Annotated in this window: 14 protein-coding genes and 1 pseudogene; 12 read left to right on the forward strand and 3 right to left on the reverse strand. The window is 63.5% G+C overall.

All coding sequences use genetic code 11. From position 1 onward, the window contains the following. Nucleotides 1-55: 55 nt before the first annotated feature. From ACTGJ9_RS20170 to ACTGJ9_RS20200, 7 genes are all read left to right on the forward strand, one after another. Nucleotides 56-730 carry a TetR/AcrR family transcriptional regulator gene (locus ACTGJ9_RS20170; protein ID WP_456672554.1) on the forward strand — a complete coding sequence of 225 codons (675 nt, stop codon included), beginning with the start codon at nt 56-58 and terminating at the stop codon, nt 728-730. Nucleotides 731-752: 22 nt separating this feature from the next. Then, nucleotides 753-1,514, forward strand: coding sequence for an HlyD family secretion protein (locus ACTGJ9_RS20175; protein ID WP_456678579.1), 762 nt, complete (start codon nt 753-755; stop codon nt 1,512-1,514). Beyond that, on the forward strand, nt 1,511-2,446 hold the full coding sequence (locus ACTGJ9_RS20180) for an ABC transporter ATP-binding protein (protein WP_456672555.1): 936 nt from the start codon (nt 1,511-1,513) through the stop codon (nt 2,444-2,446). Before ACTGJ9_RS20175 ends, ACTGJ9_RS20180 begins: the two co-directional genes overlap by 4 nt. Nucleotides 2,447-2,451: 5 nt before the next feature. Continuing rightward, entirely contained in the window at nt 2,452-3,615 is a 1,164-nt protein-coding gene (locus ACTGJ9_RS20185; RefSeq protein WP_456672556.1) for an ABC transporter permease, read from the forward strand. A gap of 30 nt (nt 3,616-3,645) precedes the next feature. Continuing rightward, complete coding sequence (locus ACTGJ9_RS20190; protein ID WP_456672557.1) at nt 3,646-4,953, forward strand: adenylate/guanylate cyclase domain-containing protein; 1,308 nt, start codon at nt 3,646-3,648, stop codon at nt 4,951-4,953. A 116-nt stretch (nt 4,954-5,069) separates the two neighbouring features. Then, nucleotides 5,070-5,270, forward strand: a complete 201-nt coding sequence (locus ACTGJ9_RS20195; protein WP_456672558.1) for a hypothetical protein — start codon at nt 5,070-5,072, stop codon at nt 5,268-5,270. A 330-nt stretch (nt 5,271-5,600) separates the two neighbouring features. Next, complete coding sequence (locus ACTGJ9_RS20200; protein ID WP_456672559.1) at nt 5,601-6,509, forward strand: PhzF family phenazine biosynthesis protein; 909 nt, start codon at nt 5,601-5,603, stop codon at nt 6,507-6,509. A gap of 57 nt (nt 6,510-6,566) precedes the next feature. Here ACTGJ9_RS20200 and ACTGJ9_RS20205 read toward each other — a convergent pair. After that, nucleotides 6,567-7,027: pseudogene (locus ACTGJ9_RS20205) on the reverse strand (DUF488 domain-containing protein). 9 nt (nt 7,028-7,036) lie between these two features. After that, nucleotides 7,037-7,858, reverse strand: a complete 822-nt coding sequence (locus ACTGJ9_RS20210; RefSeq protein ID WP_456672560.1) for a DUF72 domain-containing protein — start codon at nt 7,856-7,858, stop codon at nt 7,037-7,039. Between the two features lie 118 nt (nt 7,859-7,976). Between ACTGJ9_RS20210 and ACTGJ9_RS20215 the strand changes: the two genes are divergently transcribed. The 4 genes from ACTGJ9_RS20215 to ACTGJ9_RS20230 all read left to right on the forward strand — a co-directional run bounded on the left by ACTGJ9_RS20215 (nt 7,977) and on the right by ACTGJ9_RS20230 (nt 11,627). Continuing rightward, nucleotides 7,977-8,357 (forward strand): hypothetical protein, encoded by a 381-nt coding sequence (locus tag ACTGJ9_RS20215; protein ID WP_456672561.1) that lies wholly within the window; start codon nt 7,977-7,979, stop codon nt 8,355-8,357. A 150-nt stretch (nt 8,358-8,507) separates the two neighbouring features. Next, nucleotides 8,508-8,711 carry a hypothetical protein gene (locus ACTGJ9_RS20220; protein WP_456672562.1) on the forward strand — a complete coding sequence of 68 codons (204 nt, stop codon included), beginning with the start codon at nt 8,508-8,510 and terminating at the stop codon, nt 8,709-8,711. 255 nt (nt 8,712-8,966) lie between these two features. Continuing rightward, nucleotides 8,967-10,094, forward strand: a complete 1,128-nt coding sequence (locus ACTGJ9_RS20225; RefSeq protein WP_456672563.1) for a glycosyltransferase — start codon at nt 8,967-8,969, stop codon at nt 10,092-10,094. Nucleotides 10,095-10,121: 27 nt separating this feature from the next. Then, nucleotides 10,122-11,627: a glycosyltransferase family 39 protein gene (locus tag ACTGJ9_RS20230; protein ID WP_456672564.1), complete on the forward strand. Its 1,506-nt coding sequence runs from the start codon at nt 10,122-10,124 to the stop codon at nt 11,625-11,627. Between the two features lie 30 nt (nt 11,628-11,657). Here ACTGJ9_RS20230 and ACTGJ9_RS20235 read toward each other — a convergent pair whose 3' ends face one another. Next, complete coding sequence (locus ACTGJ9_RS20235; protein ID WP_456672565.1) at nt 11,658-12,398, reverse strand: glycosyltransferase family 25 protein; 741 nt, start codon at nt 12,396-12,398, stop codon at nt 11,658-11,660. Nucleotides 12,399-12,790: 392 nt separating this feature from the next. Between ACTGJ9_RS20235 and ACTGJ9_RS20240 the strand changes: the two genes are divergently transcribed. Beyond that, complete coding sequence (locus ACTGJ9_RS20240) at nt 12,791-14,605, forward strand: glycosyltransferase (RefSeq protein WP_456672566.1); 1,815 nt, start codon at nt 12,791-12,793, stop codon at nt 14,603-14,605. The last annotated feature ends 6 nt before the right edge of the window (nt 14,606-14,611 follow it).

Below are 14,611 nucleotides of genomic sequence, written 5' to 3' on the forward strand. Positions count from 1 at the left end.
AATGCTAATTCGTTTGTTCGTCGACGGTGACTGACTGGTCAGTCATAATTAAAGAATGAAAACCAGGTCCACTAAAGCAGCAAGTCGCAAGCCCGGAGCCGGCGGCGGGGAAGCGGCTGCTACGGCATCGAACCGCGCCACGCGCGCGGCGGAGCGGCGCGCGGCGATCGTCGAGGCGGCGATGGAGGAGTTCATTGCGCGCGGCTTTGCCGCGACGCGGCTCGATGACATTGCGAAGCGCGCAGGCGTCGCGAAGGGCACGATCTACCTGCACTTCAAAGACAAGGAATCGATGTTCGAGGAGCTCGTGCGCACCGTGATCGTGCCGGTGGTCGCGCGGCTCAACGCGTTGCCGCCGCCGACGGGCTCGGTGCGCGATCTGATCGAAACCTTTGCCGGCAACTTCCTCAAAGAGGTGATCGGTACACGGCGCGGCGATCTCGTCCGCCTGATCGTGGCCGAAGGGCCGCGCTTTCCGTCGGTGGCCGACTTCTACTACCGCGAGGTCGTCTCGCGCGGGATGGCTGGCATGCGCGCGCTGATCGAGCTCGGCGTGGCCCGCGGGGAGATTCGCCAGAAAGATCTCGCGCGCTATCCGCAGATCCTGGTCGCGCCGGCGATGATCGCAGTGATCTGGCAGAGCCTGTTTGCGCGGCACGCGCCGCTCGATACGCAGGACATGCTGCGCGTCCATCTCGATCTGATTTTCGGCGAACGGAGGACGACATGAGGTCGTCGCGAAGAATTTTGGAATTGCATTGGTCACCCTGCTCGCAACCGGTGTTGCCGGCTGCAAGGAGCAGCGCGATCCCGGCTTTCAGGGCTGGGTCGAGGCGGACATGATTTTCGTCAGCCCGGATGAGGCCGGCCGGGTCACCAAGCTCAGCGTTCGCGAGGGCGACGAGGTCAAGATCGGCGATGCGCTCTATTCCGTCGACGACGATCTCCAGCTTGCCGATCTCAACCAGAACAAGGCGACGCTGGCGAACGCGCAGCAGACCTATGATCGTGCGGCCTCGCTGAGCAAGACCGGCTCGGGTACGCAGGCCAATCTCGACTCGGCCGTCTCTGCCTTGCGCGTCGCCGAGGCGCGCGTGGCGACGTCGGAGACGCGCTTGTCGCGGCGCAAAGGCTTTGCCCCGGTCGCCGGCACCATCCAGCAGATCTATTTCCGCGAGGGCGAGATGGTGGCGGCGCAGCGGCCGGTGCTCTCGATCATGCCGCCCGGCAACATGAAGCTGCGCTTCTTCGTGCCGGAAACCGAGCTGCCGAAGCTCGCGATCGGCGACACGGTGCGGGTGACTTGCGACAATTGCGCTGCCGATCTCACCGCAAAGATCTATTTCATCGCGACCACGGCCGAATATACCCCGCCGGTGATCTACAGCCTCGATGAGCGCAACAAGCTCGTCTATCTCATCCAGGCCCGGCCCTCGCGGCCCGATGCCTTGCGCGTCGGCCAGCCCATCAGCGTCTATCTCAACCCAAAAACGCCGGTGGCGGACAAGCGATGAACGCCGGCAACGACATCGCGATCGACGTCAAGGGCCTGACCAAATCGTTCGGCGGCCGCGAGGTCGTGCACGATCTCTCGATGCAGGTGAAGCGCGGCTCGATCTACGGCTTTCTCGGCCCGAACGGTTCGGGCAAGACCACGACCATCCGCATCCTCTGTGGCCTGCTGACGCCCGACAGCGGCGAGGGCACCTGCCTCGGCTTCGACATCCTGAAAGACGCGGACAAGATCAAGCGCCAGGTCGGCTACATGACCCAGCGCTTCAGCCTGTATCAGGACCTGTCCGTGCGCGAGAATCTCGAATTCGTCGCGCGGCTCTACGGCCTCACCGACCCGCGCGGTGCGGCGCGCGACATGATCAAGCGGCTCGGGCTGTCGGGCCGCGAGGAGCAGCTTGCCGGCGAGCTCTCCGGCGGCTGGAAGCAGCGGCTGGCGTTGGGTGCCTGCACGCTGCCCAGTCCAAAACTGCTGCTGCTGGACGAGCCGACGGCCGGCGTCGATCCCAAGGCGCGGCGCGATTTCTGGAACGAGATCCATGCGCTCGCCGCCGAAGGGCTCACCGTGCTGGTCTCGACCCATTACATGGACGAGGCCGAGCGCTGCCACGAGATCGCCTACATCGCCTACGGCCATTTGCTGACCCACGGCACCGTGGAGGAGGTGATCGCGGGATCGGCGCTGACGACCTACACCGTCACAGGCGCGGATTTGAACGACCTCACGGCCGCGCTCACCGGCAAGCCCGGTATCGACATGGTGGCGCCATTCGGCACGTCGCTGCATGTTTCTGGTCGCGATGTTGCCGCGCTCGAGGCCAGCATCGCACCGTGGCGCGACAACAGCGGTCTGCACTGGCACAAATCGGCGCCGTCGCTGGAAGACGTGTTCATCGAGTTGATGGGTCGTTCCAAAGACAATTTTCAAGGATAGTTCCAATGAGCGCCGTCGATCGTCTCGCGCCAGCGCACGAAATCCGGGAACGTTTCGGCTTCTGGAAGCGCTCCTATGCGATGCTGATCAAGGAATTCATCCAGCTCAGGCGCGACCGGGTCTCGTTTGCGATGATCGTGATGCTGCCGGTGATGCAGCTTCTGCTGTTCGGCTACGCCATCAACACCACGCCGCACAATCTGCCGAGCGCGGTGCTGCTCCAGGAGGATTCCGATCTCGCCCGCTCGGTCCTGAAGGCGCTGGAGAATACGGCCTATTACCGCTTCATCTACGAGGTGCACGATGTCGAGGAGTTCGACAATCTCCTGAAGTCGGGCAAGGTGCTGTTCGGCGTCGAGATCCCGCGCGGTTTCGAGCGCGCGGTGCGGCGCGGCGACAAGCCGGCGCTGCTGGTCGCGGCCGATGCCACCGATCCGGTGGCGGCGAGCGCCGCACTCGGTTCGCTCGGCATGGTCGTGCAGACCGCGCTGGCGCACGATCTCTATATCGGCAATCCCCCGGAAATGCCGTTCGAGATCCGCGCGCATGCCCGTTACAATCCGGCTGCGAACTCCAGCCTCAACATCGTGCCGGGCCTGGTCGGCACCATCCTCACCATGACCATGCTGATCTTCACCGCGCTCTCGGTGACGCGCGAGGTCGAGCGCGGCACCATGGAGAGCCTGTTGTCGATGCCGATCAAGCCGGTCGAGGTGATGTTCGGCAAGATCATCCCTTACGTGCTGGTCGGTTTCGTCCAGGCCTTCCTGATCATCGGCATCGGCGTGTTCCTGTTCGGCGTGCCCGTGCTCGGCAATCTGTTCCTGCTGGCGCTGCTCTCGACCCTGTTCATCACCACCAATCTGTCGATCGGCTACACGATCTCGACGCTGGTGCAGAACCAGCTCCAGGCCATGCAGATGTCGATGATGTTCTTCCTGCCGAGCATCCTGCTGTCCGGTTTCATGTTCCCGTTCGCGGGCATGCCGAATTGGGCGCAATATATCGGCGAATGCCTGCCGCTGACGCATTACATCCGCATCGTCCGCGCCATCATGCTGAAGGGCGCGTCCATGCCAAATCTGCGCTTCGACGCGGCTGCGCTCGTCATCCTGATGCTGGTTGCCATGACCATCGCCGTGACGCGCTTCCGCCGCACGCTGGATTGAGGCAGACTGCCCCGGAATCGAGGGGGTGGAATGGTCAGCTTGGTCAGTGGGAAAGCCCGGCGGAAAGCCGTCTTGTCGGAGGAGTTCGAGCGCGAGCTGACGCGCGAGGTGCTGCGCACCGAGCTGTTGCGGGTGAAGGCGCTGATCGCCACCGGCTTGGTCATGATGGTCTTGCTCACGGCGACCTTCGTCATCGACCCTGCCATCGTGAACCGGATCTGGCGCGGGACCGAGGGCATATTCCGCGAATACGTCCTCCTGGTGGGCTTCCTGCTGTTCGAGGTCTGGGTCCACGGCCAGATCAGGCGAAACCTCAAGCTCGATCGCGACCTCCCGGTAATCAGGCGCTATATCGGCGCAACAATCGAAACGTCGCTGCCGACCCTCATCCTGATCCTCCAGATCCGCAGCATGGGTGCAAGCCAGGCGCTCGGTTTCGTGTTGCCCTTGGTCTATTTCATCTTCGTCATTCTTTCGACGCTGCGGCTCGACTTCTGGCTGTCCACCTTCACGGGATTTGTCGCCGCAGCCGGGCTGCTGGCCGTCGCGCTGTACTACAATTCGATCAGCGACGCCGGCGAACCGCTGATCTATTTCCACGTCGTGCGCAGCCTGGTGATCCTGGTCTGCGGCGTGTTGGCGGGCTCCGTCGGCGCGCAGTTGCGGCGGCAATTCGCCGCGAGCATCGCGGCGGCCACCGCGCGCGACCGGGTGACCAATCTGTTCGGCCAGCACGTCTCGCCGCAGGTGGTCGAGCGGCTGATGGCGGAGGGGACGAGCGCTGCGGGCGATCTTCGCCGTGTCGCCGTGATGTTCGTCGATTTCCGCGGCTTTACCGCCGGCGCGCAGTCGCGCACGCCGCAGGAGGTCGTCGATAGGCTCGACGGCGCCTTTGCGGTGCTGGTCGATGTTCTCGACCGCCACGGCGGCATCGTGAACAAGTTTCTCGGCGACGGCTTTCTCGCGCTGTTCGGCGCGCCGCTGGAGGCGGCCGATGCCGTGCATCGATCGGTCGCCGCAGGCCGCGAGATGCTGACTGCAATGGACCGCATCAATGCGCAGACGAGCTGGCAGCTGCGTATCGGCATCGGCATCCATTTCGGAGACGTCGTTGCCGGCAACATCGGCTCGCCCCGGCGCAAGGAATACACCGTGATCGGCGACACCGTGAACTTCGCCTCGCGGCTGGAGGCGCTCAACAAGGAGTTCGGCTCGCAGCTCCTGATCTCCGCGTCGGTGCGCGAGGCGCTGGGCGACGATGGCGGGGATGCGGTCGCGCTCGGCGAGGTCATGGTGCGCGGTTACGAGCAGCCGGTCGCGGTGTTTCAACTGGGGTGAGGGGCGCTGCTCGCGTTTCTTTGAAGGTGCGGTTGAAATATCTGACGCGGCATTCCGCTCTTGCATTCAGGACGTCGAAGACACGTCGATGTCCGCTTGTCACGCGGAGGAAATCCATGACTCGACTGACCTTCGTCTCAGCCGCCCTGATCGCCGCTTCCGTCTATCAAACCCAGGCTGCCGCCGCCCGCGATGTCGCGCTCGCGCGGCGTGCTTCAACGCACGCAACGGCGGATTGCGTCAGGGCTCCCGCGGAGGGCGCCTATGCCACGGCGCCCTACAAGGAGCCGCCCTGCATGCCCAAGACCACGAACTGACGATCGACACGGGCGAGGCCGGGCGGCGAAGTCCGCAACCCGGCCTCGCGCCGCTTCGCGAGGAGCCCGCTCCGGCATCGTCGGCATTCGCCTCAGTTCGAGGCCGACACAGGCTTACGCGAAAAACCGGCAATTCCTCGACACGCTGATCGTCGACAAGCGCGAGCGCGCGCAAGTTCTGGCATCGCGGCGACCTCTTTTCCGCTTCTGACACGCGAGCGTGATTGCTCCGATTGCTCCGAATTTTGGGGCATGACGGGCGATGTTGAGGGCTTGTAGAGTGCTGCGCGAGGTGGCCGGTTGCGGCCGCCATTTGCGTGAGGATTTTGCATGCAGCGCCGCTACATCACCGTCGACGTGTTCACCGACCGCGCCTTCGGCGGCAACCAGCTTGCCGTGGTGCTCGACGCCGGCGGACTCACAACGCAGCAGATGCAGGCGATTGCGACCGAGTTCAACTATTCCGAGACGACCTTTGTGCTGCCGCCGCGCGACAAGGCCAACGACGCCGAGGTGCGGATCTTCACGCCAGTAAGGGAGATGCCGTTCGCCGGCCATCCGAATGTCGGCACCTCCTTCGTGCTGGCGAGCCTCGCGAAAGATCCGAAGCCGCGATTGCTGTTCGAGGAGATAGCCGGGTTGGTCCCGGTTGATATCGTGCGGGAGCAAGGAAGGGTGGTCAGCACCGAGCTCACCGCGCCGCAGCCGCTGTCGCGACTGGCGGAGGTTTCCGCCGCCGACGTTGCAGCCTGCATCTCCTTGACTGCCGATGACATCAGGACCGATCACCATGTGCCGCAAGTCGTCGGCGTCGGAACGCCGTTCCTGGTGGCGGAGCTGCATTCGCGCGATGCGCTCAAGCGAGCGAGGCCCGACGCGGCCGCGTTCGGCAGGGTCTTGCCGCGCGACGAGGCCCGCTCGGTGTGGTTCTACACCCGCGATGTGCCGGCATCGGAGGCGCCCAGCGAGCGTCAGGCGCGCATGTTCATGCGCGGCGCCGGCGGTCTCGCCGAGGACCCCGCCACCGGCAGCGCCACGGTCGCGGCCGCCGCGCTGTTCGCCGATCTCGATCCCACGCGCGACGGTGAATTGAAGCTCACGGTCGGCCAGGGCTTTGACATGGGCCGGCCCAGCATCCTCCAGACCCGCGTGCGCAAGCGGGACGGCAAGATCGTCTCCGCCCATGTTGGCGGGCAATGCGTGCAGATGATGGAGGGGACGTTTCGGCTGGCGGGGTAGGGGTAAGTCGTCATTCCGGGCTCGCGCCAAGAGGCGCGCCCCGGAATGACAGCGCAGCTACACCTGGCACCCCGCCAAATTCTTCACCGCCACCCCGTCGCGCTCCTCGATGATCTCCGCGATCATCTGGCGGTGGCAGTGGGTGTGGTCGCGCTCGTAGCAGAGCAGGCAGACGGGGCCGGCCTTCTTCACCAGCGCCGAGAGCTCGTCCATCGCTTCCCTGGCCTCAGGCGCCTTCAAGTGCTTTGAGTAGATCTTCTCCAGGGCATCGTATTGGCCGCTGCGCGCGGCGAGGCGGCCCTCTTTGGGCGTGCCCAGCGCTGCGAGGTGGACATAGGCGATGCCGCGTTCGTCGAGGCCTGCGGCAAGCTGCTTCTTGGAAAGCCCGGCCGACGCGACGACGTCACCGCGCGCACGTCGACCACGAGCTTGACGCCGGCCTGCTCCAGCTCGTCCAGCACAGCCTTGGGCGGCGTCTGCTCATAGCCGATCGTGAAGAGCTTTTTCGCCCTCGCCATGAATGATCCTCAGCTCACCCGCGCGATCAGTTCCATGGCGCCGTGCGGCGCGCGCACCTTGCCCTCGTGAATGACATAGGCGAACACGTCGCGCGGTTCCTTGTTCGGCTTCGCCTTGTCGACTTTCGGCAGATCGTCGGGTTCACCACCCGCTGCCCAGGCCTGGAAGCGTTCGGCCCAGGCGTCTAATTGCTTCGGCGGATAGCAGGTCTTGATCTCGTCATTGCCCTTCTGCAGCCGGGCATAGACGAAATCGCCGGCGACGTCGGCGATGGCAGGATATTTGCCGTGCTCGGCGAATACCACCGGCGTCTCGAATTCGCGGATCAGCGCGATAAAGTCCGGCGTGCAGAAGCTGTCGTGGCGCACCTCCACGACATGGCGGAGCGCGCGGCCCTCGAGCTTGCGCGGCAACAGCTCGAGAAACTTGCCGAAATCAGCGCCGTCGAATTTCTTGGTGGGCGCGAACTGCCACAGTACCGGACCGAGATGATCGCCGAGTTCCAGCACCCCGGAATCATAGAACCGCTTGATGGAATCGCCGGCCTCGGCGAGCACGCGGCGATTGGTGGCAAAGCGGGGCCCCTTCACCGAGAACACAAAACCATCCGGCACCTCGGCTGCCCATTTGCGAAAGCTCTCCGGCTTCTGCGAGCCGTAATAGGTGCCGTTGATCTCGATCGAGGTCAGCTTCGAGGCCGCGTAGGACAGCTCCTTCGCCTGCGTCAGCTTCTCCGGATAGAACACGCCGCGCCAGGGCTCGAACGTCCAGCCGCCGATGCCGATGAAGATGTTGCCGGATTTTTTGGTCACGGTTTTTGCTTTGGCCACGGGGGATCTCGCATCGACGGGAAGGGGAGGTCTGCATCCTAGTCAAACCAGAAGTGATTGGCCAGTTGCGGCGTCCCGTCTAAGCTCACGACGAAATCTGCGCAAAAAGGAGAACAAGATGCGGATGCTGATGCTGGGAGCGGCGCTCGTCATGATGACATCTGCTGCCATGACAGCTACGGCTTCGGCTGACGATGACGATGCGAAGGGCGCGCAGAAGCTCGCCATGCAAGGCCGCGACGATTATTGGCATTGCCTGGCGCGGGAATATTCGCGCGACAGTAATCAGGGACTGTCGGAACAGGATTTCGGCCGGTCGGTTGCGGGGGCCTGTCCGTCGGAGCGGCAATATTACCGGGTGGCGCTGCTCGACTATCTCACCTCGCAATATCCGAACATCGAATCCGGCGCCCATCTCGCGACCGCGAACAGGGCGGTCGAGTCGGCCCAGAAGGACATCGTGACCGCCTACGTCAAGCACCGGCCGCCGCAGAAATAAGGAGGTGACGAATGGTCAATAGGGAATAGGGAAGACGGGCCTTGCCTTGTTCGCTACTCGCCATTCACCATTCGCCCCTTCGGCAAGCCCTTCCGGCCGCGCATTCATCCGTGGTATGACTGGCTGCATCTGGAACGGGGACGGGGTGGCATGTCGTCTGAGTCGGTTGGTGGCATCTGTGGCGTGATCGTCGCGGCGATTGTGCTTGCGGTCGCCGTCGTCTTCGGGCCGATTGGGCAGTACGGCAAGCCGCCGAAGCCAGCCAAGGTCGAGCCGGCCCCCTCCGCCATGGCGCCCGCACCTGCAGCGCCGGCGCCGCGGGGCCCGGTGATCCGGGAAGTCCCAAACCAGTAGCGGTCCGAAAAAGCGCGCTTCAGCCCCTTGCGAAGCCGGTTTGTCGTCCCCATCTAGCTTCTAACGGCGACGTTGAGCGAAAACTCCGTTGCTGGGACGACCTTGGAATTGCTTGGGCTCGCGCCGGATGTACGCGCGGTCCGCCGTTCCGGGGTCGTTGGCATTTTAGGGCCTCTTTGGGCCATCTCCAGAGAACCCCGGCCTGGCACCGCAAGACCTTGGCATCGCTGGATGCGGCGGTTATACGCTGCCGTCATGAACGAAGCGATCAGACCGGGCGTCGACGGTCAGGCCCAAGAGGGGCCTGAACTGTCGGTCATCGTCCCGACCTTCAACGAGCGCGACAACGTCACGGTGCTGTACCGGCGGCTGGAGGCGACGCTCGTTAACGTCGCCTGGGAGGTCGTGTTCGTCGACGACAATTCGCCCGACGGCACCTCGGACGTGGTGCGGGCACTGGCGCAGCAGGACAGCCGGGTGCGTTGCATCCGCCGCATCGGCCGCCGTGGCCTGTCGGGCGCCTGCATCGAGGGCATCCTGGCCTCCAGCGCGCCTTACGCCGCCGTGATCGACGCCGACCTCCAGCACGACGAGACGCAGTTGCCGCGGATGCTGCTGCTGCTCGCAAGCGATCAGGCCGACCTCGTCGTCGGCAGCCGCTACATCGAGGGCTACAAGAGCGAAGGTTTCAACAAGCAGCGCGCCGGCGCCAGTGCGTTGGCGACCGAGGTCGCGAAAAAGATGCTCCGGGTCGGGATCGCCGATCCCATGAGCGGCTTCTTCATGGTTCGCCGCGACCGTTTCGAGCAATTGGCGCCAAAACTGTCGGTGCACGGCTTCAAGATATTGCTCGATGTCGTCGCAAGCGCGCAGGGCAATTTGCGCGCGGTCGAGATCCCCTACACGTTCGGCGCCCGCCAGCATGGCGAGAGCAAGCTCGATTCCATGGTCGCGCTCGACTTCCTCGGCCTGGTGCTGGCGAAACTCACCAACGATATCGTCTCGCTCCGTTTCATCCTGTTCGCGATGGTGGGCGGCATCGGGCTCGTGGTGCATCTCACCACGCTGTTCATCGCGCTCGAACTGATCAAGGTTCCGTTCGCGGAGGCGCAGGCCGCCGGCGCCATCGTCGCCATGACCACCAATTTCATCCTCAACAACTTCCTGACCTATCGCGACCAGCGGCTGAAGGGCTTTGCGATTCTGCGCGGCCTGATCATGTTCTACATCGTGTGCAGCGTCGGCCTGCTCGCCAATGTCGGCGTCGCTTTCTCGGTCTACGACCAGGAGCCGATCTGGTGGCTGGCGGGCCTCGCCGGCGCGCTGATGGGCGTGGTGTGGAATTACGCGATGTCCGGACTGTTCGTCTGGCGCAAGAAATAGCGCGTCAAGGCTTGCAAGGAAGCTTGTATGGGCGGGGCTGACGCGCGGATCGTCCGCAATACGGTGCTGGTGATCCTTGCGCTGGTCGCATTGCGGCTGGTCGCGGCCGCCTTCACGCCGATCACCTTCGACGAAGCCTATTACTGGATGTGGTCGAAGAATCTGGCGGGCGGTTATTATGACCACCCGCCGATGGTGGCTTACGTCATCCGCGCCGGCACCATGATCGCCGGCGACACCGAGCTCGGCGTCCGCCTGGTCTCGATCCTGCTCGCGCTGCCGATGAGCTATGCGATCTATCGTTCGGCCGCGATCCTGTTCGGCGGTGCCCGGGTGGCGGCAACCAGCGCGATCCTGCTCAACGTGACGATGATGGCCTCGGTCGGCACGCTGATCGTGACGCCGGATGCGCCGCTGCTGGTCGCCTCCAGCTTCGTGCTGTTCTTCCTCGCAAAAGTGCTGGAGACCGGTCGCGGTGCCTGGTGGCTTGCGGTCGGCGTCGCAATCGGCGCGGCGCTGCTGTCGAAATACACCGCGATGTTCTTTGGCGCGGCGATCCTGATCTGGCTCGCTTCCGTGCCGAAACTGCGGCGCTGGTTCCTCTCGCCCTGGCCCTATCTCGGCGGCCTCGTTGCGCTCGCGCTGTTCTCGCCGGTGATCCTCTGGAATGCGGATCATCAATGGGTCTCGTTCGTCAAGCAGCTCGGGCGCGCCAGGATCGAGGATTTTCGCCCGGTGTTCATTGCCGAGCTGATCCCGACCCAGATTGCGTTTGCGACCCCGCTGGTCTTCATCCTCGGTGCGATGGGGCTGCATGCGCTGACCTGGCGGAGGGCAGGCGCGCTCGCCTCGCGCGCGCTGATCGAAACGATGTTCTGGACCATCGTCGCCTATTTCGTCTGGCATTCGCTGCACGCCCGGGTCGAGGCGAACTGGTTTGCGCCGGTCTATCCACCCTTCGTCGTTGCCGCCGCTGCCGCAGCCAACCTCGTGCAGTGGAAACCGGGTGCGCGACGCCTGGTGGATTTTTGCCTGCGTTGGGCCGCGCCCACCGGCATCGTGATGTTTGCCGCACTGATCCTGCAGGCCAATACGGGGCTGCTGTCCGGCTATCGCCGCGATGCGACCGTGCGCAGTGTCGGCGTCGGCTGGCGCGAACTCGCCGCCGGTATCGAGGCGGCCCGTGTCCGCAGCGGTGCGACCTGCGTGCTCACGCCGGATTACGGCACCACGGGCTGGCTCGCCTTCTATCTGCCGCACGGCACTTGCGTGGTGCAGCAGAACCAGCGCATCCGCTGGGTCAATATGCCCGAGCCGGATCCAAAGCTACTCGCGGGCAAGCTGATCTATGTCGACGAACTGCGCCCCGATGGCCATCCGTTCCTGAATGACCTTTTCACGCACGTGACGCGTATCGCCGAGCTGCAGCGCAAGCGCGGCCCGCTCGTGGTCGAGACTTACGGAATCGATCTGCTTGAGGGCGCCAAGGGCGACGTGCTGGACCGCTCGCCGCCGCCTGAGCTTGTGCCCTGAACCGGGCGCACCTCGCGGCGCGGGCTGCACTCACCAGCGGGGAATTTCACCGGTCGGAACGGTTGTCGAAACAGCGTTGTTGTTCTTGGGAATGACAAGCGGACCGAGGCAGGCGAAGGCCTCGATCGAATTGTAGATGAAGTTCATCATACCATCGACCCCCACGACCGGGATCGTGCGACCAAGCCCTGCAACCCGAAGAAACCGGTTTTCCATGGGAAAGCAGAGCTCCAGAAGTCTCTTCGCGCCCCTGGGCGAAACCACATAACCTGCCGTGCCGAAGCAATTGACGAGCCGAAACGCGGTGACCTCTGCGGTTGATCTCCGAAAAACGGCCGCGCTTTCGTCGCTTGGCTGCTTGGGCGTGAACACCATCCCGGACTTGAAGCCGGGCGTCAGCTCAAGCTCCAGAATGGAGTCCGTGTTGTAGCCGAGTGCGACGTAATCCCAGCCCTTGAGACGCTCGAGAAAGTCTAGACGCTCGGTGATGTCATTGCGGATGATCGCATCGTCCTCGAACACGAGCGCCGGCACTGCGGATTGAGCCGTCTGTTGCCAGATCCGCAGATGTGAGGCCGCGCAGGCGACGGCACCAGGCGTGAACTGTGCTCCGGGCACGACCAGGTTCATCCCCAGCACATCCTGCGATGACAACGATGCGCCGTCGGAGGCCTCAAATCGTTCGAACGCGATCTTCGACCCGGCATTCAGTCTGAGGAAGCTTTCGTATTTTTCCGGCTGACGGTTGAGGTTGACGACGAAGTTCTTCATGCAAGGACCAGATTCAAAGATCGGATAAAGCGCCGATCACTGGTTGAGGCATATCAACCGCCCCCTTGATTCGCCACGCGCCAGCGCGCGAAGGCGAAGGTGGTGTCCAGCCTCGAGCAAGCTCCAGGGAATAGTTGAGAAGCGGCAACCTTCCTGCAATCCTGGGAATCGGGTTGCCGTCTGCTCTCCCATGATCCGGAAGGTCCCCGATGAATCATCACGACGGCACTCTCGCAAGAGCAGACGAGATCTCGACAGAGCCATCATCGCCGACGCGCGATGAATACTACAGGATCTGCCTTCAACACTTGAAAACGGGTGAGCTTGAGCAAGCCGAAGCCCGTTGCCGGGGGCTGGTCTCGGACGCGAACCATGCCGGCTTGCTTCATCTGATGGCTGGCGTGTCCCTGCTCAACGGGAATTACGACGCCGCCGTGGAATGGGCTTGCCGCGCTCTCACCAGCGAGATGAAGGCGACCTATCTCGCAACGCTCGGGACAGCGCTGCAAGGCAAGGGACTTCAGGAACAGGCGTTCGAGGCGTTTCAGCGGGCCGTTGCGCTTGATCCCGTTGACCCGAGTGTCTGGGAAAATTTCGGCAACGCCTTGAACAGGGCGGGGCACGTCAACCAGGCGAGCCTTTGCTCTCTGATCGCTCGCGCGTACCAGAAATTGCCGTTCCTTGCGGAGTGCCGGTCTGTCCCTCGCAGCGGCTGGAATGCACTGACACGGCAATTCAATCCGCATCTCCAAAGCCGGCCGGGGTTGCAAGAAGCCCGCGATCCCATTCATTGCTTCTGGTCGAACGCGCCGCTGAGCGAGATGTCACGTCTCTCGCTTCAGTCGATGGTTCGTCAGGGCCATGCGGTGAAGCTTTACACTTACGACAATGTCGACGCCATGCAGGCACGTGTGCCGCCCGGCGTCATGGTGGTCGATGCCGGAGATCTCGTGCCGGGCGCGATCTACCAGCATGCCGTCCTGAACAGCGAGATCCGCTACTTCAGCGACATCTTCCGCTATGCCGTTCTCCATGAATTCGGCGGCTGGTGGCTCGATACGGACATCGTGCTCGTGAAGCCGCTGGATTTTGGCAGGGAGCACGTGTTTTCCGCGCAATGGTCGGGAGTCGAGAACGGCCATGTGTGCGTCGGCGACGTGATGCGCGCGCCCAAGGGTTCGGTTCACATGGCCAATCTGTATGCGCTTTCGCTGCAGCGGCTGTTCAGCGAAAAGCGTGTCGAATACGGCGCGGTGGGGCCGCTGTTGCTCAGCGAATATCTGCTCGCGGCAGGCGACGAGGAGCTCCGGTCCTCGATTCTCCCGCCGACGACCTTCAACGCGATCGACTGGCGTGAAGTGGATTTGTTCGCCGCCGAAAATCGGTCCGGGTTCGATCTCCTGAGCGATCCCCGTGTGACGGGTGTCCATCTCTGGGGAAAGATGTGGGCCGAGAGGGGGCTGCGCTTCGATGCGGTCCCCGAGCAGAGCGTGGCGGGCTATCTCAAAAAGCTGGTGCTCGAACCGAACTGGTTGACGCAGCTCGCGGCGAAATACGACTCCGACAAGGGTGCGGTCTACAAGGGCCAGCTCGCCCATCACTATACGCGGATCTATCACGAGTTGTTTCGATCGAAGGCCCTCGAACCCATTCGCATCCTGGAAATCGGTCTGTGCCGGGGGCGGGTCGAAGGCTGGACTCAAGACCAGGTGCCGTCGCTGCAGATGTGGCTGGACTACTTCCCGAATGCCGAGGTCATCGGCGCGGATATCGAGGACTTCAGCTGGTTCTCGCATCCGCGGGTCCGGATCCATCGCGTCGATCAGGGCGATCGCGGCATGCTGGAGCAGCTGGCGGCCAAGGAAAAGCCGCTGGACATCGTCATCGATGACGGCTCTCACGCCTCGATGCACCAGCACTTGACGCTCGGCGTGCTGTTTCCCTCGCTGAAGCCGGGCGGCTTGTTCGTGATCGAGGATCTCGATTGGCAGCCGCCGGAGATCCTGTCCAACGGCGCGCCGCTGGTCAAGGATGTGCTCAACGCCATGAAAGTGAGCGGCATGTTTGCGTCCAATGTCATGACCGAGGCCGAAGCGAAGTTGATCTCGGACGAAGTCGACGAGATCCTTCTCAACGACAGTTTCCGCGAGTTGATGTCGCGCGGCAAGCTCGGCGGCCTGGGCGTATTGAGGCGCAAGAGGCAATAGGCGGAT

The sequence above is a fragment of the Bradyrhizobium sp. RDM12 genome, assembly GCF_051917485.1.
Lineage (GTDB): Bacteria > Pseudomonadota > Alphaproteobacteria > Rhizobiales > Xanthobacteraceae > Bradyrhizobium.